Here is a 22,507-nt window from a genome sequence, read left to right on the forward strand (position 1 = left end):
CCGATACCGGATCGGCACGGGGTTATCCCCCGGCCGCCAGGTCCTCCGCGAGTCCCACGACCGCTGCCGACCCCGGCAGCGCCTGCCGCTGCACCGCGTAGGGATGGAACGACGTGGCCCGCCGCGCCCGCGCGGTCGCGACCACCACCGGCGCGCCGCTGCCGTCCTCGTTCTCGGCCATTGGGGCGTAGCCGTTGGCCCGCAGACCCTCGAGCAGTTCGGCCGGCGGCAGCTCCGAGACCGCGACGCCGGGCGCGATGCGGCGCAGCCCGAGGCCGCCGGTGCGGCGGTCGGCGAGCATCTCGGTGAGCGCGGCGTCGTTGTCGGCGCGGACGTAGGAGACGGCGGCGCCGACCCGGACGCGGCCGTGGCGGCGCGCGACGTCGTCGACGAGGTAGGACAGCGCCTGCGGGATCTCGTGGAGCGAGTGCTCGGCGAGGAAGGCGTGCAGGTCGTCGGCGGCGCGGCCGGCGTCGAAGGCGCGGCGGACCGAGGCGGTGGTGAAGCGGTAGACGGTCGCGGCGCCGGCCGACTCGATGTCGGCGATCAGCGCCATCTCGCGCGCCACCTCCGGCGCGAGCGGTCCGGGCGCGATCGCGGTCAGGTCGCCCTGGATCAGGACGTGCCGCACCGGCTCGGGCAGCGCCGCGCCGAGCGCCGAGGCGAGCGCGTCGCGCGGCAGGCCGAGCAGCAGCGCGCGGCCGTGGGCGGCCAGGATTCCGGCGCCGCCGCGCACCGGCGCGACCAGGCCGAGCCAGACCGCCTCGCGCAGCGTCCAGTCCACCAGCTGCCGCATCGCCGGACCGCTGCGGCGCGGACGCTCCCAGAACAGGCGCTCCACCACGGCGTCCAGCGCGGTCGTGGCGCCCTGCGGCAGCCGGTCCAGCTCGCCGAGCAGGTCCCGGCGCATCTCGGTCACGGCCCAGGAGGCGACCTCCGCCGACAGCGGCGCGACCTGCCGGTTGCGCTCGTCCGGCGCCCCGACCCGGCCCGCGGCCCGGTCCGAGACCAGCCACGCCGCCGCCAGCTCGGCCCAGCGGCGCTCCGGCGGCAGGTCCAGCCAGCGGTCGTAGGCCGGGGTCGGCAGCCAGAAGCCGGAGGCCAGGTCGGCGGCCACGAGCCCGGCGGCGTAGGCCAGCTCGATCAGGAAGGCGGCCTCCTCCTCGGGCACGTCGAGCAGCGCGGCGGTGCGCCGCAGATCCCTGATGCCGGCGCCGCCGGAGCGCAGGACGCCGGGCGGGCCGGCGGCCCAGGCGTCGAGCAGCTCCTCGATCCGGCGGGGCACGGCGATCGCCGCGGCTCCGGCGGCCGCGTCGGCATTACGGGGGTCGTGCTGGGCGATCGCGATGGCGGGCGGCTCGGCGGCCAGATCGCGGTGCAGCCCGGAGCCGAAGACATGGCGCCGCAGGAAGAACGCGATCTCGCGCGGCAGCACGACGGTGTCCTCGGTCCAGCGGCCGAGGATGCCGCGCGCCAGAAGCCATTCCAGCGGGGACTCGGAGGGTTCGGCAGTGCCAGAGTCGGGATCCGCGTCAGTCTCAGGGTCCTGGGTTTCCGCTTCGTAGGCGTCATCGTCGGCGGACAAGCTGATCCGGCCGAACGGCGGTCCCCAGACCAGCTTCTCCAGCACGGCTTCCACCCCGGCCGGCGCGCTGTCCAGCACGGCACGCATGCGCGGCGCGTCAGCGGCCAACGCGGAGATCGAACCGACCGCGCTGACCGGATCGGGGGTCGCGGGCAGCCCGAGGCGGCGCAAGAACTGCTGCATCCCGGCGGGAGAGGAGTTGTTCAGCGCCGAGGCCAGCGGCGGACCGAGCCCGACCGGGTTCTCCCCCAACGCCTCGCGGGCGTTGACGAGCGGCCGCAGTCCCTCGTCCGGTCCCCACAACAGCGCCGTGTCCCGCAGTTGCTCGATGGCGTCGGCGACCGCACCCTGCTCGGGCAGCCCGAGCAGGGCGGCAGTTGAGGAAGCGGTCACCGGTTCCGGCGACACGGCGAGCGCTTGGAGCACTTGCAGAGTGAGTGCGTCAAGTCGGTCCATCGCCAACGCCACCGACGCGCGCTGCGAGGCCCGCTCGGCCAACGACGCCAGGGACACCGGCGGCGGCACCGCCAGATCCGGCCGCGCCGCCAGCAGGTTGGCCAGCCTTTCCACCGTCCAGGAACGCAGCTCGTCGGCCAGCGAGCGCCTGCGCGGCACCGAGGCGGAGGCCGGCGAGCCGGTCCCGTTCGCCCCCGTGCGCGCCGGGGGCGTGTCCGAACCCTGAGACGCTCCGCCCCCCGCCGGGCCCCGATCGGCGCGCGTCACCGCCCGTGCACCTGCGGTGCCGGGTCGTGCGGAATGGCCGGGGTGTTCGGTGGGCATCACAGACAACGGTAGTCGAGTCCGAACGATCACAGCGCCCGCATACGATACGGATGCGGGTGCCACAGCCGGCACAGCCGTGGCATCGGGCCTCAACAGAAGCAGGGGGAACGCAGGGGTGACGGCCGAGACCGACCAGGAGATGTTCCGGTACCTGGCCGAGCTGTCCACGTTGGCGGAGGGGCGCATGTCGCCCACGTCGCGGAACCAGCTCGTCTCCCGGACCCGCGCGGAGATCGAATCCCGGGTCAGCGACCGCAAGGCGACACGAACCGCCGACGTGCGCCAGATCCTTCTCGGCATGGGCCGCCCCGAGGCCCTGGTGATGGCCGAGGCGAACAAGGACCCGCTGTACGCCGCGCGGGAGCGGCAGCGCCGCGGCGGCGGCAGCAACGCCTACGGCGCCGCTTCCGTCTTCTCCCCCGAGGTCGACCCGGCCATCGCCCGGCTGGTCACCCCGGAGTCGCTGTCCAACCCGCCGTTCGGCGGCTCCGGCGGCTCGGACTCCGGCGGCGACGCGCTGCCCGGACCGGAGATCCCCGCCGAGCCGGACCCCTTCGGCGCCGGCAGCAGCGACTGGTACTACAGCGGCGAGCCGGAGGAAGGGGGAGCGGGCCGAGCGGGAGGCTCCGGCGGCTCGGACGCCGCCGGCCCGCAGATCCCGATCGAGAGCCTCAGCAGCTTCACGCCGGCTCCCGGACCCGCGCCGGCGCCGCCGCCCCCGCCGATCGCCGCCGGACCGATGGTGCGGCGCACGGCTCAGGGCCACACGCAGGCGCTGGCGGCGGTGACCGTGTTGTGCGTCGGCGCGATCGTCAACGCGATCGCCATGTCGCCGTACACGATCGGGATCGTGATCATCGGCTACCTGCTGGCGATGACGTCGTACTCGTACACACCCGGGGAGAAGCGGGTCGCGCTGATCGGCGTGCCGCTCACCGCGTTCGTGTTCTACGCCTTCGGGCTGTTCCTGGCGCGCGGCCGCTCGACCGGGCACACCACACCGCTGAACTCCGACCAGACCTGGCAGGCGGCCAAGGACGGGTTCACGGCCGTCCCCACGATGCTCGGCTTGCTCGGCGCGCTCTACCTGCTCTGGCGGCTGTTCAAGGCGGTCGCTAAGTCCGGCTGACCCCGGCGCGTCCTCGGAAGTGCGCGGCGGACACCTCGCCGCGCAGGCAGCCGAGGGCGACCTCGGCGGCCGAGGCCCGGTCGAGGCGGCCGTGGTAGGTGCCGTCGGGCAGGCAGACCATGTTCGCCGCGAACTGGTCGCCGCCGAGGTGTGTGGTCTCCCAGACCGGCAGTCCGCGCGCGGCCAGTTCCCGGGCGACCGGGCCGCCGTAGCGCGCACAGCACACGTCGCGCTTGCCGTGGGTGCAGACCAGCAGGATCCGGTCCCGGAGCGGCGTGCCGAATCCGGGCGGGCCGCCGTCGGCGAGAGCGGCGAGGTCCAGCTTCCCGATGTCGCGGCCGAGATCGCCGGTGACGCGCCGTTCCAGCCAGCGCGCGCCGGGCGGGCCGCCGGCGACGAAGACCACCCGGTCCCCCGCCGGCGCGCGCCCCTCGCGGTCCGGACGCCGGATCAGCTGCGGACGGACCGAATAAGCCGGCGCGGCCGTGAGCACCTCGATCGCCGCGGCGGGGAGATCCTGCGGCCAGCCGAACGCCGGCCACGGACCGGGATGCTCGACCGCCAGCCACGCCTTCGCCCGCGGCGGCGCGGTGTCGCCCAGCGGCTCGCGCGCCGCCCGGCACAGTGCGGCGCAGCCGCCGAGGGCGGATTCGCAGACGGACACAGGCAGGTCCTTCGGAGGCTTCGGCACTCAGGGTAGCCTCACCTTACCCCGCTGGCCGTCCGCTCTCCCCTGGCGCGCCCTGCGCGCTCGTCCGAACCGGTGACCCCGGCGCCGGGAGGCGCGATCGCGGGCGGCACTAGTCTGATCACATGACCACCGCGCCGCTCACCGTGGGCTTCGACCTCGACATGACCCTGATCGACTCCCGGCCCGGCGTGCACGCGACGATGACCGAGCTGTCCCGGCGCACCGGGGTGGCCATCGACGCCGACGCGGTCGTCAGCCGCCTCGGGCCGCCGCTGGACGAGGAGCTCGCCCACTGGTTCCCGGCCGACCGCATCGCCGCCGCGGGGGACGAATACCGCGCGCTGTATCCGGAGTTCGCGATCGCGCCGACACCCGCGCTGCCCGGCGCCGCCGAGGCGTTCGCGACGATCCGCGAGCGGGGCGGCCGGGTCATGGTCGTCACCGCGAAGTACGGGCCCAACGCCGCGCTGCACCTGGAACACCTCGACCTCGTCCCGGACGTCCTGGTCGGCTGGCACTGGGGACCGAAGAAGGGCGAGGCGCTGCTCGAGCACGGCGCGACCGTCTACGTGGGCGACCACCTCGGGGACATCCTCGGCGCGCGGGCGGCCGGCGCGGTGGCCGTCTCGGTGGCGACCGGGCCGGTCAGCGCCCCGGACCTGGCGGCCGCCGGAGCCGACGCCGTCCTGGCCGACCTGCGTGGTTTCCCGGCGTGGCTCGACGGGTATCTGGCCGCCTGATTATCTGTGCGAGCCCAGCGAATCCGTATCCGCCATCTGCTCACGCGACCCGTGTCCGCCCACGAAGTCTGTATCCGCCCAGCCCCTGGTCGAGCCCTGGGATAACCCTGCCCAAGGCGGACGTTTCCTGGTTACGCTTACCCCGCAAGAGTGAATCACCGACGACAGCAGACGCGAGGGTCCCACCGTGCCTACCGGCAAGATCAAGTGGTACGACACCGAAAAGGGTTTCGGCTTCATCACCCGCGACGACGGGCCCGACGTGTTCATGCACTCCTCCGCGCTGCCCGCGGGCACCGCGGAGCTCAAGAGCGGCCAGCGGGTCGAGTTCGGGGTGGCCGCCGGCAAGCGCGGCGACACCGCGATAGGCGTGAAGCTGCTCGAGACCCGGCCGAGCGTGGAGGCCGCGGTGGCGGCCCGCGACCGCAAGCCGGCCGAGGAGATGGTGGTCATCGTCGAGGACGTGATGAAGCTGCTCGACGGCATGTCGGAGACCTTCCGCCGGGGCAAGTACCCGGACAAGGCCACCTCGCGCAAGCTCGCCGGGGTGCTGCGCGCCGTCGCCGACCAGCTGGAGAGCTGAGCGGGGGCGCCGACCAGGCCACCACATCGTGAACGGCTATGCCGCGGGCCGCGACCTGCTCGCATAATCACTGTCATGAGCGAAGATCGGAACATAGCCCGGGTCACCGCCACAGCCGCCGTCCACGCGGGGCGGACCGTCACGAACCCGACGCCGCCGATCGACCTGTCGGCGACGTACTACCTGCCCGGCGTCGACGCCGGCGGCGAGAGCTACGAGGCGCTGGTCGCCGGGGGTGCGCCCACCGCCGAGGGCGGCCTGGTCTACCAGCGGATGTGGAACCCCACGACCGCCGGGTTCGAGCGCGCGCTGGCCGAGCTCGAGGGCCTGCCCGAGGCGGTGTCCTTCGCGAGCGGGATGGCCGCGATCACTGCCTGCCTGCTGGCCGCGACTGCTACCAAGGCGGCCGACGGCAAGCGGCACATCATCGCCCTCCGCCCGATCTACGGTGGCACCGACGGCCTGCTCACCAAGGGCACGCTGGGCACCGAGGTCACCTGGGTCGACGGCCCGGCCGACATCGCCGCGGCGCTGGCCGCCCGCCCGGACACAGCGCTGGTCGTGGTCGAGACCCCGGCCAACCCGACCGCGCAGCTGCTGGACCTCGACGCGGTCGCCGAGGCCTGCGGCGACGTGCCCTACCTGGTCGACTCCACCTTCGCGACCCCGGTCCTGCAGCAGCCGGCGCGGCACGGCGCGACGCTGGTCGTGCACAGCGCCACCAAGTACCTCGGCGGGCACTGCGACGTCCTCGGCGGCGTGGTCGCCACGACGCCGGAGTGGGCCGCGCGGCTGCGGGACATCCGGGTCCAGACCGGCGGGCTGCTGCACCCGATCGCCGGCTACCTGCTGCACCGCGGGTTGCAGACGCTGCCGCTGCGCGTGAAGCGCTCCTCGGAGACGGCGCAGACGGTCGCCGAGTGGCTGGTCGCGCACCCGGCGGTGGAGCGCGTGTACTACCCCGGGCTGCCCGGCGGCGACCCGGACGGCCTGATCGGCCCGGACAAGCAGATGCTGCTGCCCGGCGCGATGCTCGCCTTCTCGATGCGCGGCGGCTACGACGCGGCCGCGGCGGTCGCCGAGAACGTGCGGCTGATCCTGCACGCCGCCTCGCTCGGCGGCGCCGAGTCGCTGATCACGCACCCGGCTTCGCTGAGCCACCGGCACGTCGCGCCGAACGCCCGGCCGGACGCCGGACTGCTGCGGTTCTCGGTGGGCCTGGAGGACGCCGAGGACCTCGTCGGCGACCTCGAAGCGGCGTTCACGAAGATCTAGCCGCGCGTCACCCGTTTCCCTCCCCCGGCATGCACCGCCGCGGACCGAGGTGGATAAAGGCTCCATGGACCCGCTGGAGCTCACGCGCCTGGACTTGCTCTGGGCGCTGATCCGGGTCCTGCTGGGCGGGACGTTCCTGCGCAGGGCCTGGATCCACCACGGTTCGTCGTGGCCGGACGGGCTGTTCGTGCTCGCCCTGACGAGTGTCGGGGCGGGGCTCGTCTTCGGGATCCTCATGCGGTACACGGCGGTCTGCGCCGCCGTGCTGTTGGTGTTCACGCACGCCGGCCCGCTCGTGGACCACCGCCTCGTCTTCGCGCTCGTCGTCCTGGGCATCGGCTTCACGACGCTGGGGTGGCGGTACGGGCTCGGGCGGTGGTGGTCCGGCACGCCGCTCGTGCAACGGCATCCCTGGCTGGCGTGACAGGCGTGGCAGCCAAGTCCTTCCAGGTGATAGGTCTTCCTGCGTGTTCGACAGCAAGCTCTTTCTCGAGGCGTACATCACCCTGTTCGTCATCATGGACCCGCCGGGGACGCTGCCGATCTTCCTGGCGCTGACCAACGGCCGCAGCAAGGCGCAGCGGACGCGGGCGGCGTGGCAGGCGGCGCTGGTCGCGTTCTGCGTGATCTGCGTGTTCGCGCTGTTCGGCCAGCAGATCCTGGACTATCTCGGCGTCACGCTGCCCGCGCTGCAGGGTTCCGGCGGCCTGCTGCTCCTGCTCATCGCGCTGGAGCTGCTGACCGGCCGCAGCGAGGAGCCCTCGCACTCCAACGAGGCGGTGAACGTCGCGCTGGTCCCGCTGGGCACCCCGCTGCTCGCCGGACCGGGCGCGATCGTCGCGGTGATGGTCTTCGCCAAGCGCACCGACCACCACTGGTCCGGCGTGCTCGCGGTCGGCGCGGCGATCGTGGCGATCCACATCACCCTGTGGCTGACGATGCGGTTCTCGGTCCAGGTCATCCGGGTCATCAAGGACTCGGGCGTGACCCTGGTGACGCGGATCGCCGGTCTGCTGCTGTCGGCGATCGCCGTGCAGATGGTGGCCGACGCGGTGCGCGCGTTCATCAAGGCGGGGTGACCTAGGATTTTTCCGTGACCTTCGGACAGCAGTTCCTCGACCAGCTCGACGCCTCGGCCCAGGACTTCACCTTCCCGTTCCTCGACCACGGGTTCTACTCGGCGGTCGACGTCCGCCTGCACGTCTACCGCGACGACAAGCACTGGGCCGTGGTCTTCGAGACGGTCGGCTTCAACCCGAAGGCCCGCAGCGTCACCGACGCCCTGACCGGCTACGGCGTCCGAGCCGGCAGCCAGCTGGACCGCGTGGAGAACATCGCCGAACTCATCGACGCCGACGAGAACTATGTCGGCGGCAAACCCCTCCGCGTCCGCGGCGAGGACCTCCCCGTCGAGGCGCCGGCCGGCGAGTACTTCGCCGAAGTGGTCCGCGAACTCGTCCCCGAATACCGCGACCTCCTCCTGGCCGACGAATCAGAACTCCGAGCCCTGATCCCCCCGGACCTCCCGGAAATCCTCCGCCTGGAAGCCTGGCACCACCCCGACGTCCTGGTCGAGCGCCCCAGCCGCGAGGAGGTGTTCCAGCTCCTGGCCAAGGTCCTCGACACCGGCAACCCGCACGAATACCGGCCGACGCGCGCGCCGAACACGCATTGGTCGAACTGGCCGGAGTCGGGGATCGCCTAAAGCACTCGCAGGGCAGGCGACTCGCCGACGAAGGGGCGCCGATCGCGAGCGAGTCGCCGTCCGCCTGCCGTTGATCACGCCGCGGCCGCAGCGGTTTCGGGCTCTGCGACACCGGCTGTGCCCGCGCCAGCATTGGCACCTGCGCCGGCACCCGCATCCGCATCCTGATGCACCGCAGCCGCCGCCAGTGCCGCGCGCATCGCCTTCGCTCCCGGCAGGAACGCTGCCGTCACCAGGGTCACCGCCGTGCATGCCAGCGCCCACCAGAAGGTGGCGCCGTAGGCGGACGCGACGTGTGCCGCCGTCGGTGTCCCGTCTGCCAGTCCCCGCACCAGGATCACAGCCAGGACCGCTGTGCCGATCGAGCCGCCGACCCGGTTCAGGATGTTGAACGTCGTCGTCGCCTGAGGGATCGAGGCGCGGCGCAGGGTGCTGTAACCGGCGGCGATCAGGGGTGCCATCACCAGGCCGAGGCCCAGTCCGCGCAGGAACAGGGGCAGTTCCAGGGCGGTGGCCGATGTGTGCGCGCCGACGAGGGCGAAGGGGAGGGTCGCCGCTGTCGCGACCGCCGTGCCCGTCACCACCAGGACGCGCGGGCCGGTGCGGTTGGTCAGGCGGCCGGCGGCGACTGTCGAAAGGGCGGTTCCGAGACCCTGCGGTGCCAGGACCAGGCCGGCGCGCAGGGGTGAGAATCCGTGTGCCTGCTGGAAGTACAGCGGCAGCAGGAACATCGCGCCGAACAGGGTCGCGCCCATCAGTGCGGAGTTCAGCATCGCGACGGCGAAGGCGCGGTCGCGGAACAGGCGCAGGTCCACCAGCGGCTGGATCTTGGTGCGCAGGCTGTAGAGCACGAACGCCGTCACCAGTGCCACGCCGGCGGCCACCGGGACCCATGCCGCCGGGGACGCGAAGCCGCCGTGGTCGCCGGCCGCCGAGCAGCCGTAGACCAGGGCCGCGAGTCCCGGGGAGATCAGGGCGAAGCCGCGCAGGTCGAAGCGCGCCGTGCCGGCCGGGCTCGGCGTCGAGACCGGGACCCAGCGGCGGGCCAGGGTGATCGCGGCCAGGCCGATCGGCACGTTGATGAAGAAGATCCAGCGCCAGCCCCACTCGGCCAGCAGCAGGCCGCCGACCGCCGGACCGAGGACCGGCAGCAGCGCCATCGGGACCGACATCACCGCCATCACGCGGGCCATGTACCGCGGGCCGACGCTGCGGCCGAGCAGCGCCTGGCCGACCGGCTGGATCAGGCCGCCGCCGAGCGCCTGCAGCACCCGGAAGACGATCAGGCTCGGGATCGACCACGCCGCGCCGCACAACACCGAGCCGGCCAGGAAGGCGGTCACGCCGAGCAGCCACACCCGGCGTCCGCCGAAGCGGTCCATGCTCCAGCCGGCCAGCGGCACGACCACGGACATCGTGAGCAGGTAGGCCGTGGACACCCAGGCCACGGCGGACAGCGTCGAGCCGAAGCGCTCGGCCAGAGTGCGGGTGGCGACCGCGACCACGGTCGCGTCGAGCATCGCCATGGCGGCGCCGAGGACCAGGGCGACGCCGATCTTGAGGTATTCGCGGGGCAGCCGGTCGTCGGACGGCTGAGCGTTCATGGTTCCTCCCCGAACTGACGGAGCCACGGGCTCCATCGAGCGATATTGGACGATCGAGTCCAGAGAGCTAGACCCATCAGTCCAAGAGATTAGACTGAGGAGTCCAACTCCGCAACAGGCTTCCGAGCGAGGAGAATGAGCGCATGACCGCGACCGCCACGACCGCGACCGCCGACGAGCCGCAGGGCAACCCGAGAAAGCGCCGGGCGATCCTGGACGCCGCCGGCACGGTGTTCCTGCGCGAGGGCTTCACCCGCGCCAGCATCGACGCGATCGCGGCCGAGGCGAAGGTCTCCAAGCAGACCGTCTACAACCACTTCGGCGACAAAGAGCGCCTGTTCATGGCGATGACGGACGACGTGCAGGACCGCACGGTCGCGCACGTCGTGGAGCTGATGGACCGCGACTTCCCCGACGCCTCGAAGCTGACCGGCCCGGAAGACCTGCGCGCCGCGCTCCTGCAGCTGACCGGCGCCTGGGTCCGCGTCGTCTACACCGGACCGCTGGTCGACCTGCGTAAGCTCGTCGACGCCGAGTCCGAGCACCACCCCGACCTCCAGCAGCGCTGGTTCACCAACGGCCCGGGGCGCACCATGCCGCGGCTGAACAAGCTGCTGTCCGCGCTGGCCCGCGCCGGGCTGCTCGACGTGCCCGCCGAGGTGCTGGCCGTGCCGGAGTTGCTGGCGCACCAGCTGACCACGACCGCCGGATCGGACGTCCGGAGGATCGCGCACGAAGCGGACTTCGACGCCGAGTTCGACCGGCGGATCGCGCAGGGCGTGGACTTCTTCCTCAGGGCTTACGCGCCACGCTGAGGCGGAGGTGGGAACAGAGCAGAGACAAGGGGAGAGGCAGAAACAGAAGCAGAAGCAGCGTCAGACGCAGCTCCCGCCGACCTACGGGTGCTCCCCGATCGGCACCGATATCGTCCCGCCGAGCGGGCACGTCCACAACGGCGTCCGCTGCCCGCGGGTGGCCATCATCGGATGCGTGTGGCTCGGCAGGCACGGCGGCCACTCGATGACCCGGCCGCCGATGGAGAGGTTCCCCTGCACCAGCCGCTGCGTCTGCGCGGCCAGGTAGAGCGTGCGCGAAGCCGTGTCCAGCACGGACGCGCCGAGGGTCAGCCGCCCCACCTTCACCCCGGAGACGATCAGCACGGCGGTGGCGCCGGCCGCCGGCTCGCCCGGGTTCGGGTCCTCCGTCAGCTGGCAGTCCAGACCCGCGGCACGCAGGTCATGGGCCACCGGCTCGAAGGCCTCCAGCAGGGACACGTCCACCCTGCACAGCGTAAGCGCCGAACCAGCAAATGCACAGACCCTTTGCACGTGCAAAACAGACCCTTGCTTGCCCGGGCCGCCGCCGGAGGACCGATACGCGGTCAGTGCACTGTTTCGGTCATGTCAGGGTCGGAATACCCCCGGGTGATCACATCGTCACCCGGCGTCCCCGCGCCGCCGGACCCCGCCCCGCGACACGCCGTTTTATCGGTGAACGATCCGTGAGATCTTGTCGGCATGGACGCGCCCAAGATCTCGATCATCCCCAAACCGCTGCGGATACAAGCCGGATCCGGTCGGCTCACGTTCGACTCCGCAACCGTCGTGAACGCCTCGAACGGGCATCCCGAACTCGGCCCGGAGGGCTACACGCTGGTCATCGACGACGACGGCATCACCTTCGTCACCGGCACCGAGACCGGCCAGTTCTACGCCGAGCAGACGCTGAAGCAGCTCCTGCCGCCCGACGCGCTGCGCTCCGACGCCGGCGACAAGGCCTGGCCGCTGCCCTACGTGACGATCACCGACGCCCCGCGCTTCCGCTGGCGCGGCGCGATGCTCGACGTGGCACGCCACTTCCTGCCCAAGCGCGACGTGCTGCGCTTCCTGGACCTGATGGCGCTGCACAAGCTGAACGTCCTGCACTTCCACCTGACCGAGGACCAGGGCTGGCGCATCGAGATCAAGCAGTATCCGAAGCTCACCGAGGTCGGCGGCTGGCGCCGGGAGACGGTCGGCGACGGCCGCCCGCACGGCGGCTTCTACACGCAGGACGACATCCGCGAGATCGTCGCCTACGCCACCGAGCGGCACATCACCGTGGTCCCCGAGATCGACATCCCCGGGCACTCCACCGCCGCCATCGCCGCCTACCCCGAGCTGGGCAACCAGGACGTGCCCAGCGCCGAGGAACCGCGCGAGGTGTGGACCCGGTTCGGGATCGCCACCTCGGTGCTGAACGTCGAGGACACGACCGTCGAGTTCTACAAGACGGTGATGGACGAGATCTGCGACCTGTTCCCCGGCGAGTTCGTCTGCCTCGGCGGCGACGAGTGCCCGAAGGACGAGTGGAAAGCCAGCGCCCGGGCCCAGGCCCGCAAGGCGGAACTGGGACTGGCGACCGAAGAGGATCTGCAGGCCTGGTTCATGAACCAGCTCAGCGAGCACGTCGCGTCGAAGGGACGCAAGCTGCTCGGCTGGGACGAGATCCTGGAAGGCGAACTGTTCCCGGGCACCGTCGTGTCCTCCTGGCGCGGCACCGACGGCGCGGTCGAGGCGGCACGGCGCGGACACGACACCCTCACCAGCCCCTACGGCTGGGTCTACTTCGACTACCGCCAGTCCGACGAGGAAGGCGAGCCGGGCGCCCCCTGGGCCGCGCCGACCTCGCTGGAGCGCGCCTACAGCTTCGAGCCGATCCCCGAGGACATGCCCGAAGAACTCGCCGACCACGTCATCGGCTCCGAGGCCACCCTCTGGAGCGAGTACATCCCCGACGCCCGGGTCCACGACTACCAGGCCTGGCCCCGCCTCGCAGCCTTCAGCGAAACAGTGTGGTCCACCCCCGACCGCGACTTCGCGGAGTTCCAGTCGCGCCTGGAGAAGCACCTGGAGCGCCTCGACGCACTCGGAGTGGAGTACCGCCCCCTCGACGGTCCGCATCCATGGCAGAAGCAGCCGGCGCCGCACTGGAAGGCCGACCCGAACGAGGCCGAGGCGGCTGACGGCACGGAAAGCACCGAGAGCACGGAGTAGCACCCACGACAGCACCGATCGACGCGGCCTGAGATCTCCTCGGCGCTCCCCTTCGGACGGAGCGCCGGGGAGATTTTGCTGTCCTTCACTACGATGTGCGGACTCGGCGGGCCAGTGCCGACCGGTAGCGGCCGCTCTTAGTTCGGTGAGCGAGTTTGCCGAACCATCGACCGTCAGCCCCAGATGCGGTCGGTAGCCCTTACCTCACTCCCCGGAAAAGCCTTGACGGTCAGGCCTTTCGCGGGCATCGTGGCGGGAAAGCGCTTACCCGCCAAGACGAGGAGGGCTATGAGCGAGGTACTCGGAGCGCAGCATCCGGACGCCGCGGCGGCCGATGGCGCGAGACGCGGGACGGCGATCGGATCGCCGGGTCCGCTGCGGCCGATCTTCTCCGGCAGCTACCAGAAACTGTGGCTGCTGCTGCTGTTCGGCTGGCTCGTCAGCTACGCCGACCGGACTGTCACCGGGCCGGTCGTGGCGTGGATGATCCACGACAAGGGCGGCTTCATCGGCGACTCCGCGCACCCCGCCGCGCTCGGCGGCTTGATCGGCTCGATGTTCTTCACCGGCTACATGCTCACGCAGTACGCCGGCGGGCGCCTCGGCGACCGCTTCGGGCATCGCGAGATGCTCGTCCTCTCCTTGCTGTGGGCCGGGGTTCTGACGCTGGTGTCGGGGCTGGCGACCGGGCTCGTGGTGTTCGTCGTGGCGCGCGTGCTGACCGGTCTGGGCGAAGGCGTCTTCTACTCCAACGACCGCGTGCTGGTCATCACGCACACGCCGCCCCGGCGCCGCACGATCGGGCTCGGCGTGGCGGTGTCGGGACTGTCCATCGGGCTGACCGTCGCCATCGTCGCCACCCCGTACATGATCGACTGGGGTACGTCGGCGGGCTTCGGCGCCAGAGCGTGGAGCATGCCGCTGTTCCTGTTCGGCACGTTCTCGCTGCTGGTCGGCGTCGCCACCTGGCTGTTCTTCCGGGCCCGGGGCGATCGGCCGCTGCGGCTGGGCGCGCCGTTGCTGCGCCTGATCGGCTACTCCGTGCCCTGCGCCGCCGCGATCACGGTGCTGTACCTGGTCTCGGACAAGGCCGGATGGACGGCGTGGGAGACCGCGATCGGCTCCGGGGTGCTGGCGCTGGTGATGATCGGCTTCGTGGTCCGGGACCTGAAGCGGACCGGCAAGGCGGAAACGCTGCTGACGAAGGACTTGTGGCTGCTGTACATCGCCTTCATCGCGGTGATGTGGAACCTGTGGTTCTTCTCCTTCTGGTCGGTCGAGATCGTCGCGGAGACCGCGCACAGCAGCCTGACCTCCGCCGCGCTGACGGCCGCGTTCAACGCCGGCGCCGGCATCATCGGCTTCCCGGTCGGCGGCTGGCTGGCCGACCGGCGGGTGCGGCAGGGCAAGGGCCGCAAGTCGCTGGCGATCATCTGCGCCGTGGCGCACACGCTGCTCGCCGTCGCCTTCGGCGTCTCGCTCGCGGTCGGGCATCCCTCGCTGCTGTTGCTCGGGCTGATCCTGTTCACCTCGGGGCTGTTCTTCAACGCGCTGCAGCCGATCGTCCACGGCATCCTGGGCGACCAGGTCCCGGACGCGGACCGGGGCGCGGTGTTCGGCGTGTTCAACCTGATCGCCGAAATCGGCGCGGTCGCCAGCCCGGTGGTCAGCGGGGTGCTGCGGGACTCCACCGGGAGCTGGGCGCCGGGGGTGTTCACGGCCGCCGGAATCATGGCCGTGTCGGTGCCGTTGTACGCGCTGGTGCGCGAGCGGATACCGGGTGCCGCCCGGACGTGACGGGCGTCGCTGCCGGGGCGTGAGCCGGGAAACGGGAAACAACTGCCCGGACCCACGCCCCCGGAGAACCACGGCCTTGGTCATGAGAAGCGCCGCGATGAGCGACACTAGAAGGATGCCCGTCGCCCGACCGAAGCGCCGCGCCCGGAGGTATGCGTGACCTGCCTGATCGTCCAGTCCGACAAGACCCTCCTGCTCGAGATCGACCACCCGCAGGCCGAGGAGTGCCGCCGGGACATCGCCCCGTTCGCCGAGCTGGAGCGCTCGCCGGAGCACATCCACACCTACCGCGTCACGCCGCTGGCGCTGTGGAACGCGCGCGCCGCCGGCCACGACGCCGAGCAGGTCATCGACGCGCTGCTGCGCCACACCCGCTACCCGGTGCCGCACTCGCTGCTGGTCGACATCGCCGACACCATGGACCGCTACGGCCGCCTGCGGCTGCTGCAGCACCCGACGCACGGCCTGGTCCTGGAGACCACCGACGTCCCGGTGCTGGAGGAGGTGATCCGCCACAAAAAGGTGCAGCCGCTGATCGGCGCCCGGCTCGACGAGCACACCATCAAGGTCCACCCCTCCGAGCGCGGGACCCTGAAGCAGGTGCTGCTGAAGGTCGGCTGGCCGGCCGAGGACCTGGCGGGCTACGTGGACGGCGAGCACCACGACATCGCCCTGCGCGAGGACGGCTGGACCCTGCGTCCGTACCAGAAGGACGCCGCCGAGGGCTTCCGCCACGGCGGCTCCGGCGTGATCGTGCTCCCCTGCGGCGCGGGCAAGACCATCGTCGGCGCGGCGGCCATGGCCGGGGTCGAGGCGACGACGCTGATCCTGGTCACCAACACCGTCAGCGTCCACCAGTGGCGCAAGGAACTGCTCAAGCGCACCACGCTGACCGACGAGGAGATCGGCGAGTATTCGGGCGCCCGCAAGGAGATCCGCCCGGTCACCATCGCCACCTACCAGGTCCTCACGCGCAAGACGAAGGGCGTCTACGCCAACCTGGAGCTGTTCGACGCCCGCGACTGGGGACTGATCGTCTACGACGAGGTCCACCTGCTGCCGGCGCCGGTCTTCCGCTTCACCGCCGACATCCAGTCCCGCCGCCGCCTCGGACTGACGGCCACCCTGGTCCGTGAAGACGGCTTGGAAGGCGAGGTCTTCTCGCTGATCGGTCCCAAGCGCTTCGACGCCCCGTGGAAGGACATCGAGGCGCAGGGCTACATCGCCCCGGCGGACTGCGTCGAGGTCCGCGTCACCCTCACCGACCACGAGCGCCTGCGCTACGCCAGCTCCGAGCCGGAGGAGAAGTACCGCATCGCCTCGACCACGGCGACCAAGTCCACGCTCGTGGAAGCCCTGGTGAAGAAGCACGCCGGCGAGCCCACCCTGGTCATCGGCCAGTACCTGGAGCAGCTGGACGACCTCGGCGCGCGGCTGAACGCCCCGGTCCTGAAGGGCAGCACCACGGTGAAGGAGCGCGAGCGCCTGTACGAGGGCTTCCGCACCGGCGAGATCCCCACCCTGGTGGTCTCGAAGGTCGCGAACTTCTCCGTCGACCTGCCCGAGGCGAGCGTGGCGATCCAGGTGTCCGGCACGTTCGGCTCCCGCCAGGAGGAGGCGCAGCGGCTGGGACGCGTGCTGCGCCCGAAGGCCGACGGCCGCGGCGCGCGCTTCTACGCCGTGGTCTCCCGCGACACCGTGGACCAGGAGTACGCGGCGCACCGGCAGCGGTTCCTTGCGGAGCAGGGGTACGCATACCGGATCGCCGACGCCGACGACGTGTTCGCCGGCAAGGACATCTAAGAGTCCTGAATCGGTGGCGCCGATCCCGTCTGCCCGCGCCCGAAGGCGGGCGGGCGGGGTCGGACGCTCAGAAGCCGGCGCCGGTCAGCTGCGCCGGCAGCGGCGCGCTGTGCACCACGTGCAGCCGCGAAACGGCACGGGTCAGCACCACATACAAGCGCCGCAGTCCGCGCGGCTCCGCGGCGACGATCTCGGCGGGCTCGACCACCAGCACCTGGTCGTACTCCAGACCCTTGGCGAGCGTCGCGGGCACCACGGCCAAGCGCGGTCCGACGGTCTCGGCGAGCAGCGACTCGACGAGCTCGGCCTCGGTCTCGGTCGCGCCCTCGATGGCCGGCGCGGCGGGTTCGGAGCCGAGCACCGAGTGCTCGACGCCGGCCGCGGCCAGAGCGGCGGCGACCTCCGCGACCCGGGAGTCGGCGGTGATCAGGCCGACCGAGCCTTCCTGGATCGCCAAGGCGAGCTGCGCGGCGGTGACGACGGTATCGACGAGGTCTGCTTCCCTCGGAACCTGGTCGATCTCCAAGGCGCCGCCCTGCTGCCGCACCGAGGTCGGGGGCAGCAGACCCGGCGCGGCGTCCGGCAGAAGCTTGGCGGCGAAGTCGATGATCTGGCGCGGGACGCGGAAACCGAGGGTCAGCTCCTCGATCACCGCCTCGGGTTTGCCGAGGTGCTTCAGCGTCTCGGACCAGGACGGCGTGGCCCACGGCGTCGTGCCCTGCGCGATGTCGCCGAGGACGGTCACGCTCCCGGTCGAGCAGCGGCGCCCGACCGCGCGGTACTGCATCGCCGACAGGTCCTGGGCTTCGTCGAGCACCACGTGCGCGAGCGAGGGCAGGCGGTCGAGCTGGTCGTGCGCCTCGTCGACGAGGACCGCGTCGGCGCTGGACCACTTGGCGGTACCGGGAGTGCGCGGCGCTTTCGGGCGCGTGGCGGTCCACAGGATCGATTCCTGTTCCTCGGCGGTGAGGATGCCCTCGGCGGCGGCCGCGAGGACCTCAGGGTTCGCATAGAGCTCGAAGACCACCTTCACCGGATCGATCGCCGGCCACAGCAGATCCACGGCTTTGCGGACCTCGCTGGTGCGGGCGACCGCGTTCTGCGTGCGGTCGTCGGTGGTCTCCCCCGCGACCTCCATGCGGTACAGGATCGTGTGCGCGATGCGCGGCGCGAGCATGGCACGGCCCGCGCCGTAGCGGACGTCGCGCTCCTTGGTCGCCGCGATCAGCTCGTCGATTTCGTGCGCCGGGACGCGCCAGCGCCGGGAGCCGCGGACGATCATGATGCCCTCCGGCAGCGCCTCCTGGGCGCTGCGCAGGCGGGACCAGATGGCGGTGCGCAGGACTTCGGCCATGCGCGCGTCGCCCTTGACCACGCCGGCGCCGGTCGGGTCCTGCGCCGTGACCTTCACGCGCGCGACGAGGTCGTCGACGGTGGTCTGGCCGACCTCGATCTCGCCGAGGGCCGGCAGGACCTGCTCGATGTACTTCAGGAACTCCTTGTTGGGACCCACGACCAGCGAGCCGCCGCGGCGGAGCCGGTCGCGGTGCGCGTAGAGCAGGAAGGCGACGCGGTGCAGGCCGACCGCGGTCTTCCCGGTGCCCGGCGCGCCCTGGACGCAGACGCTGACGTTCACGTCGGCGCGGACGATCTCGTCCTGCTCGGGCTGGATGGTCGAGACGATGTCGCGCATCGGACCCGAGCGCGGGCGCTCGATCTCGTCGGTCAGGATGCGGCTGGCGCCGGGCTGTCCGGCGGGCGCGGCGGCCGCCGCCGGGTCCGACAGCGGCTCGTCTTCGTACCCTGTGATGGCGCCGTGGGCGAAGCCGAAGCGGCGGCGCCGGTCCAGGCCCATCGGCACCTTCGGCGTGGCCCGGTAGAACGCCGTGGAGACCGGGGCGCGCCAGTCGATGACCATCGGCTCGCCGGTCCCGTCGTGCACGTGGCGGCGGCCGATGTAGTAGTGCTCGGCACGGAATTCCCCCGCTTCGGAGCTGTCGCCGTAGTCCAGACGGCCGAAGAAGAGCGGGATGTTCGGATCGTCCATCAGTGCCTTGGCCCGACCGCGCAGGGCGGCCAGGAGATTCTCGGTCGAGACGGCGTTCCCGCCCTCGGCGCGCAGGGTCAGCGCCTCCTCGCGCATCGCCTTGAGCGCGGCGCGGGACTCCTCGAGATGGGTCTGCTCGGTGACCACGACAGGGTCAGCGGTATCACTGGTTTCGGGCATGCCGGACTCCTGAAGAAGTAGAGGAAGTGAACGCGCGCACGCCAGAGCGGCGCCGATGCGCGTTGGAGGTTCTTCAGGCAGAGGTCCGCGCGGTCCGGAAGAGCTCCGAACCGCCGTACGTGCCGGGCAAGGCGCAGAAGCCTAGCACATGGACGCCCGGTGAACGATCACCGATCCGGCGGTCACCGGTCCCAGCGGTAGGCCCGCTCCACCTTGGCCACGTGCACCGCGTAGTGCTGGTACCACGACGCGCGGCCCTCGCCGCGGGTCTCGGTGTGCTCGGGCTGGACCCGCCACTGCTTGATCGACTCCTCGTCGGAGAAGTAGGCGACCGTGATGCCGAAACCGGTCGCGTCCCGCGCGGAGTCCATACCCAGGAAGCCGGGCTGCTGAGCGACGAGCTCCGCCATGCGCTCGGCGGCCTCGGCATAGCCGTTGTCGCCCTCCGTGCGCTGCGAGGCGAACACGACCACGTAGTACGGCGGCTCGGGCGTTTCCGCGGGACGGGAAGACATCGGGGACCCCCTCGGTCAGTCTCGGCACTGGGCCGCCAGTCTGACAGAAACGATCACTCTGTGATCAGTCCCGGCGCGCTACTCCAGCAACTTCCGCCACGCGGCGACCTTCTCCGCCTCCACCGGCGAGTCCCACGTTCCCGACGCCCGTACCGCGGTGCCGACGTGGAACGCGTCGAGTCCGGCCGCGCGCAGTGCCGGCAGCGCTTCCTGCGTCAGACCGCCGCCGACCAACACCTGCGGGCCGCCGGCCGCGCGCTCGCGCTCGGCTTCGGCGCGCAGCACCTCGACGCCGTCGCCGGATGCCTTGAATCCGCCGGATGTCAGCACCGTGTCCAGACCGGGCATGCGGCGGACCGCGTCGTAGACCGCCTGCCGGTGGTTCGTCGCGTCGATCGCTTTGTGGAAGGTCCACTTCGCGCCGCCGAGGACGTCCAGGACGGCGCGGACCGCTTCGGCGTCGACCGTGCCGTCGGGGTCCAGCCAGCCGAGGACGAATTCGTCGGCGCCCGCGCGGCGCAAGGCCTCCGCGGTGTGCACGAGTTCTGCCACGCCCTGTACGCCGCCGGCCGAGAAGCCGTCGCGGCGCCGGATCATCACCCGCAGCGGGACGTCGACCGCCTCGCGGATCGCTTCGAAGGTCTCCAACGACGGATCGAAGCCCGAATACTCCATCGCGGAGACCAGTTCCAGGCGGTCGGCACCGCCGGCGACCGCGGCGCGCGCGTCGTCGGCGTCGACGGCGATGACTTCCAGCAGGGGCGTCGGATCAGACATAGGTGGCAGCCTGCCATGGATCGGTGATCGGAGACGAGCACCGGGCCCGGCCCGCCCTGTGTCGGGCACCGCAGCGATCTGGCTCGGTACCGCTAAGGCGAGGCGGGCAACTCGTCGAGCTCCGGATCGGGTTCGCGCCCGGGGGTCTTCAGGTTCAGGAACTTGATCGCGAACACGAACAGCGTGTAGTAGACCACGAAGTAGATCGGCCCGACGATCAGGATCAGCCACGGTTTCGTGGCCTTGCCCCAGTTCAGCGTGAAGTCGATGAGCCCGGCGGAGAAGTTGAAGCCGTCCTTGGCGCCGAGCGACCACATCAGGGACATGGAGATGCCCGTCAGGACGGCGTGGATCGCGTACAGCACCGGCGCGACGAACATGAAGGAGAACTCCAGCGGCTCGGTGACCCCGGTGACGAACGAGGTCAGCGCCGCCGACAGCAGGATCGAGCCGGCCACCTTGCGCTTGGCCGGCAGCGCCGAGCGCCACATCGCCAGCGCCGCGCCGGGCAGCCCGAACATCATGATCGGGAAGAAGCCGGTCTGGAACAGCCCGGCGTTCGGGTCGCCGTTCAGGAACCGGGCGATGTCGCCGTGGTACGTGCCGTTGGCGTTGGTGTACGTGCCGAACTGGAACCAGGGGAAGGCGTTCAGGATGTGGTGCAGACCCAGGGGAATCAGGGCCCTGTTGAGGGTGCCGTAGATGAACAGGCCGATGTCGCTGTTGCGGGTGATCCAGCTCGACAGGTCATTGATTCCCTGGCCGATCGGCGACCAGACCCAGCCCATCAGCACGCCCAGGAACAGGCACGCCACGGCGGTGGCGATCGGCACGAAGCGGCGCCCGCCGAAGAACGCCAGCCAGGTGGGCAGCTTGATCCGGTAGTAGCGCTGCCACAACAGCGCGGCGATGATGCCGACCAGGATGCCGCCGAGCACTCCGGTGGGATTGGGCAGGTTCATGTCCAGCCCGAACTTCAGCCCGCCGGCCGGTACCGCGGCGTTGACGTTCTGGTCGGCGTTCTTGATGACCAGACCCAGCACCTGGGACTTCAGCTTGGAGCCGGCGAACATCTGCATTGATACGGCGTTGTAGACCAGGTAGCCGACGATGGCGGCGACCGCGGTGGTGCCGTCGGACTTCTTGGCGAAGCCGATGGCCACGCCGATGGCGAAGATCACCGGGAGGTTGTTCAGCAGCGAGTTGCCGCCGGCGGCCATCACGGCCGCCACGTTCTGCAGGCTGTGGAAACGACCGAGCATGTCGTCCTGCCCGAAACGGACCAGCAGGCCCGCGGCGGGAAGCGTCGCGATCGGCAGCATCAAGGACTTGCCGATGCGTTGCAGCACGGCGAAGCTCTTGCTCCCCCACCCCGGCTCCTTCGGGGCCGCCGCTGCGACTTCTGCGCTCATCAGGTGGTCCTCTCGGTGTGCCACGTAATGCCAAGCCCCGCGGCCCCGTCCGCGGACGCCGGTGAGTCCCCCCGCCCGGTCAGGGGTTGCGGACTATCGGACGCGCAGCCTGCGCGAGCGGCACCCACAGCTGGTACCGGTCCGCGCGATATGCAGACGTCGCATATTCCACTTGCACATCTTCCGCAAAAGAACGCCTCGCCATGATCAGGACTACGCCGTCAGAGCGAATCCCGAGAAGCGGTGCGTCCTCCGCCGCGGTGGTGGCTGCCTCGATCGACTGTTCGCCCCAGGTGAGTACGATCCCATATTCCTCAGCGAGATAGTGGTAAAGCGACTCCGGAGCGCCGGCTTCCACGAGCCCTGGCACGATGCGCTCGGGCAGGTGGGTGCGCTCGATCGCCATCGGGATGCCGTCGGCGTAGCGCAGCCGCACCAGGCGGACCACCGGCTCGCCGGACTCCACCTCCAGATGTCCGGCCAGGGCGCTGGAGGCGTGGATGCGCTCGAAGGACAGGGTGCGCGAGCTCGCGGTCATGCCGCGGCGGCGCATGTCCTCGGTGAAGCCGACCAGGCGGATCTGCACGTCCATCTTCGGCTGCGCGACGAAGGTCCCCCGGCCCAGGCGGCGCTCCAGGCGGCCGTCGGCGACGAGGGCGTTGATCGCCTGGCGCACCGTCATCCGGCTCAGACCGTGCTGTTCGGCCAGATCGCGCTCGGACGGGATCGGCGAGCCGGGCCCGAGACCGTCCGAGATCATCCGGCCCAGCAGGTCCTTGAGCTGCAGATGCTTGGGCACGGAGCTGGTCGGGTCGATGCCCGCGGGCTCATCGCTCATGTCACCGG

At 71.2% G+C, this 22,507-nt stretch carries 20 protein-coding genes; 11 read left to right on the forward strand and 9 right to left on the reverse strand.

Annotated features, from left to right (window positions below):
• Nucleotides 1–22: 22 nt before the first annotated feature.
• Nucleotides 23–2,308: a helicase-associated domain-containing protein gene (locus CACI_RS39985; RefSeq protein ID WP_015796641.1), complete on the reverse strand. Its 2,286-nt coding sequence runs from the start codon at nt 2,306–2,308 to the stop codon at nt 23–25.
• A 175-nt stretch (nt 2,309–2,483) separates the two neighbouring features.
• On the opposite strand from CACI_RS39985, the gene CACI_RS39990 reads away from it, so the two are divergent.
• On the forward strand, nt 2,484–3,497 hold the full coding sequence (locus tag CACI_RS39990; RefSeq protein ID WP_015796642.1) for a hypothetical protein: 1,014 nt from the start codon (nt 2,484–2,486) through the stop codon (nt 3,495–3,497).
• Here CACI_RS39990 and CACI_RS39995 read toward each other — a convergent pair.
• Complete coding sequence (locus CACI_RS39995; RefSeq protein ID WP_143765584.1) at nt 3,484–4,161, reverse strand: sucrase ferredoxin; 678 nt, start codon at nt 4,159–4,161, stop codon at nt 3,484–3,486. The genes CACI_RS39990 and CACI_RS39995 overlap by 14 nt on opposite strands.
• 149 nt (nt 4,162–4,310) lie before the next feature.
• On the opposite strand from CACI_RS39995, the gene CACI_RS40000 reads away from it, so the two are divergent.
• From CACI_RS40000 to CACI_RS40025, 6 genes are all read left to right on the forward strand, one after another.
• Entirely contained in the window at nt 4,311–4,928 is a 618-nt protein-coding gene (locus CACI_RS40000) for an HAD family hydrolase (RefSeq protein ID WP_015796644.1), read from the forward strand.
• 187 nt (nt 4,929–5,115) lie between these two features.
• Nucleotides 5,116–5,511 (forward strand): cold-shock protein, encoded by a 396-nt coding sequence (locus CACI_RS54560; RefSeq protein ID WP_015796645.1) that lies wholly within the window; start codon nt 5,116–5,118, stop codon nt 5,509–5,511.
• 75 nt (nt 5,512–5,586) lie between these two features.
• Complete coding sequence (locus CACI_RS40010; RefSeq protein ID WP_015796646.1) at nt 5,587–6,786, forward strand: trans-sulfuration enzyme family protein; 1,200 nt, start codon at nt 5,587–5,589, stop codon at nt 6,784–6,786.
• A gap of 64 nt (nt 6,787–6,850) precedes the next feature.
• The gene (locus CACI_RS40015) at nt 6,851–7,210 is read left to right on the forward strand and encodes a hypothetical protein (RefSeq protein WP_015796647.1); all 360 of its coding nucleotides are present in this window, start codon (nt 6,851–6,853) and stop codon (nt 7,208–7,210) included.
• 43 nt (nt 7,211–7,253) lie between these two features.
• On the forward strand, nt 7,254–7,865 hold the full coding sequence (locus CACI_RS40020) for a MarC family protein (RefSeq protein WP_015796648.1): 612 nt from the start codon (nt 7,254–7,256) through the stop codon (nt 7,863–7,865).
• 14 nt (nt 7,866–7,879) lie between these two features.
• Nucleotides 7,880–8,491 (forward strand): DUF7003 family protein, encoded by a 612-nt coding sequence (locus CACI_RS40025; protein ID WP_015796649.1) that lies wholly within the window; start codon nt 7,880–7,882, stop codon nt 8,489–8,491.
• Nucleotides 8,492–8,565: 74 nt separating this feature from the next.
• Here the strand turns inward: CACI_RS40025 and CACI_RS40030 are convergent, their stop codons facing one another.
• Entirely contained in the window at nt 8,566–10,095 is a 1,530-nt protein-coding gene (locus tag CACI_RS40030; protein WP_015796650.1) for a DHA2 family efflux MFS transporter permease subunit, read from the reverse strand.
• Between the two features lie 143 nt (nt 10,096–10,238).
• On the opposite strand from CACI_RS40030, the gene CACI_RS40035 reads away from it, so the two are divergent.
• Nucleotides 10,239–10,910 (forward strand): TetR/AcrR family transcriptional regulator, encoded by a 672-nt coding sequence (locus tag CACI_RS40035; RefSeq protein WP_015796651.1) that lies wholly within the window; start codon nt 10,239–10,241, stop codon nt 10,908–10,910.
• 81 nt (nt 10,911–10,991) lie between these two features.
• Here CACI_RS40035 and CACI_RS40040 read toward each other — a convergent pair whose 3' ends face one another.
• The gene (locus CACI_RS40040; protein WP_143765585.1) at nt 10,992–11,375 is read right to left on the reverse strand and encodes a hypothetical protein; all 384 of its coding nucleotides are present in this window, start codon (nt 11,373–11,375) and stop codon (nt 10,992–10,994) included.
• 237 nt (nt 11,376–11,612) lie between these two features.
• Here CACI_RS40040 and CACI_RS40045 point away from each other — a divergent pair, with 237 nt between their 5' ends.
• The 3 genes from CACI_RS40045 (at nt 11,613) to CACI_RS40055 (ending at nt 16,730) form a co-directional block, all read left to right on the forward strand.
• Nucleotides 11,613–13,130, forward strand: a complete 1,518-nt coding sequence (locus CACI_RS40045; RefSeq protein WP_015796653.1) for a beta-N-acetylhexosaminidase — start codon at nt 11,613–11,615, stop codon at nt 13,128–13,130.
• Between the two features lie 288 nt (nt 13,131–13,418).
• The gene (locus CACI_RS40050; RefSeq protein ID WP_015796654.1) at nt 13,419–14,927 is read left to right on the forward strand and encodes an MFS transporter; all 1,509 of its coding nucleotides are present in this window, start codon (nt 13,419–13,421) and stop codon (nt 14,925–14,927) included.
• Between the two features lie 156 nt (nt 14,928–15,083).
• Nucleotides 15,084–16,730: a DNA repair helicase XPB gene (locus CACI_RS40055; protein WP_015796655.1), complete on the forward strand. Its 1,647-nt coding sequence runs from the start codon at nt 15,084–15,086 to the stop codon at nt 16,728–16,730.
• Between the two features lie 67 nt (nt 16,731–16,797).
• On the opposite strand, the gene CACI_RS40060 is transcribed toward CACI_RS40055, so the two are convergent.
• From CACI_RS40060 to CACI_RS40080, 5 genes are all read right to left on the reverse strand, one after another.
• Nucleotides 16,798–18,957 carry a HelD family protein gene (locus tag CACI_RS40060; protein ID WP_015796656.1) on the reverse strand — a complete coding sequence of 720 codons (2,160 nt, stop codon included), beginning with the start codon at nt 18,955–18,957 and terminating at the stop codon, nt 16,798–16,800.
• 182 nt (nt 18,958–19,139) lie between these two features.
• Complete coding sequence (locus tag CACI_RS40065; protein WP_015796657.1) at nt 19,140–19,472, reverse strand: antibiotic biosynthesis monooxygenase family protein; 333 nt, start codon at nt 19,470–19,472, stop codon at nt 19,140–19,142.
• Between the two features lie 78 nt (nt 19,473–19,550).
• Nucleotides 19,551–20,249 (reverse strand): copper homeostasis protein CutC, encoded by a 699-nt coding sequence (locus CACI_RS40070; RefSeq protein ID WP_015796658.1) that lies wholly within the window; start codon nt 20,247–20,249, stop codon nt 19,551–19,553.
• Nucleotides 20,250–20,341: 92 nt separating this feature from the next.
• On the reverse strand, nt 20,342–21,661 hold the full coding sequence (locus CACI_RS40075; protein WP_015796659.1) for a PTS transporter subunit EIIC: 1,320 nt from the start codon (nt 21,659–21,661) through the stop codon (nt 20,342–20,344).
• 79 nt (nt 21,662–21,740) lie between these two features.
• Nucleotides 21,741–22,499, reverse strand: a complete 759-nt coding sequence (locus tag CACI_RS40080) for a GntR family transcriptional regulator (protein ID WP_015796660.1) — start codon at nt 22,497–22,499, stop codon at nt 21,741–21,743.
• Nucleotides 22,500–22,507: the final 8 nt, after the last annotated feature.

Source organism: Catenulispora acidiphila DSM 44928, from assembly GCF_000024025.1.
GTDB lineage: Bacteria > Actinomycetota > Actinomycetes > Streptomycetales > Catenulisporaceae > Catenulispora > Catenulispora acidiphila.

Excerpts from the sequence above, each read along its gene's own strand:
- CACI_RS40000 (WP_015796644.1), top strand. The coding sequence starts at position 4,311 with ATGACCACCGCGCCGCTCACCGTGGGCTTCGACCTCGACATGACCCTG.
- CACI_RS40010 (WP_015796646.1), top strand. The coding sequence starts at position 5,587 with ATGAGCGAAGATCGGAACATAGCCCGGGTCACCGCCACAGCCGCCGTC.
- CACI_RS40015 (WP_015796647.1), top strand. The coding sequence starts at position 6,851 with ATGGACCCGCTGGAGCTCACGCGCCTGGACTTGCTCTGGGCGCTGATC.
- CACI_RS40030 (WP_015796650.1), bottom strand. The coding sequence starts at position 10,095 with ATGAACGCTCAGCCGTCCGACGACCGGCTGCCCCGCGAATACCTCAAG.
- CACI_RS40035 (WP_015796651.1), top strand. The coding sequence starts at position 10,239 with ATGACCGCGACCGCCACGACCGCGACCGCCGACGAGCCGCAGGGCAAC.
- CACI_RS40045 (WP_015796653.1), top strand. The coding sequence starts at position 11,613 with ATGGACGCGCCCAAGATCTCGATCATCCCCAAACCGCTGCGGATACAA.
- CACI_RS40050 (WP_015796654.1), top strand. The coding sequence starts at position 13,419 with ATGAGCGAGGTACTCGGAGCGCAGCATCCGGACGCCGCGGCGGCCGAT.
- CACI_RS40060 (WP_015796656.1), bottom strand. The coding sequence starts at position 18,957 with ATGCCCGAAACCAGTGATACCGCTGACCCTGTCGTGGTCACCGAGCAG.
- CACI_RS40065 (WP_015796657.1), bottom strand. The coding sequence starts at position 19,472 with ATGTCTTCCCGTCCCGCGGAAACGCCCGAGCCGCCGTACTACGTGGTC.
- CACI_RS40070 (WP_015796658.1), bottom strand. The coding sequence starts at position 20,249 with ATGTCTGATCCGACGCCCCTGCTGGAAGTCATCGCCGTCGACGCCGAC.
- CACI_RS40075 (WP_015796659.1), bottom strand. The coding sequence starts at position 21,661 with ATGAGCGCAGAAGTCGCAGCGGCGGCCCCGAAGGAGCCGGGGTGGGGG.
- CACI_RS40080 (WP_015796660.1), bottom strand. The coding sequence starts at position 22,499 with ATGAGCGATGAGCCCGCGGGCATCGACCCGACCAGCTCCGTGCCCAAG.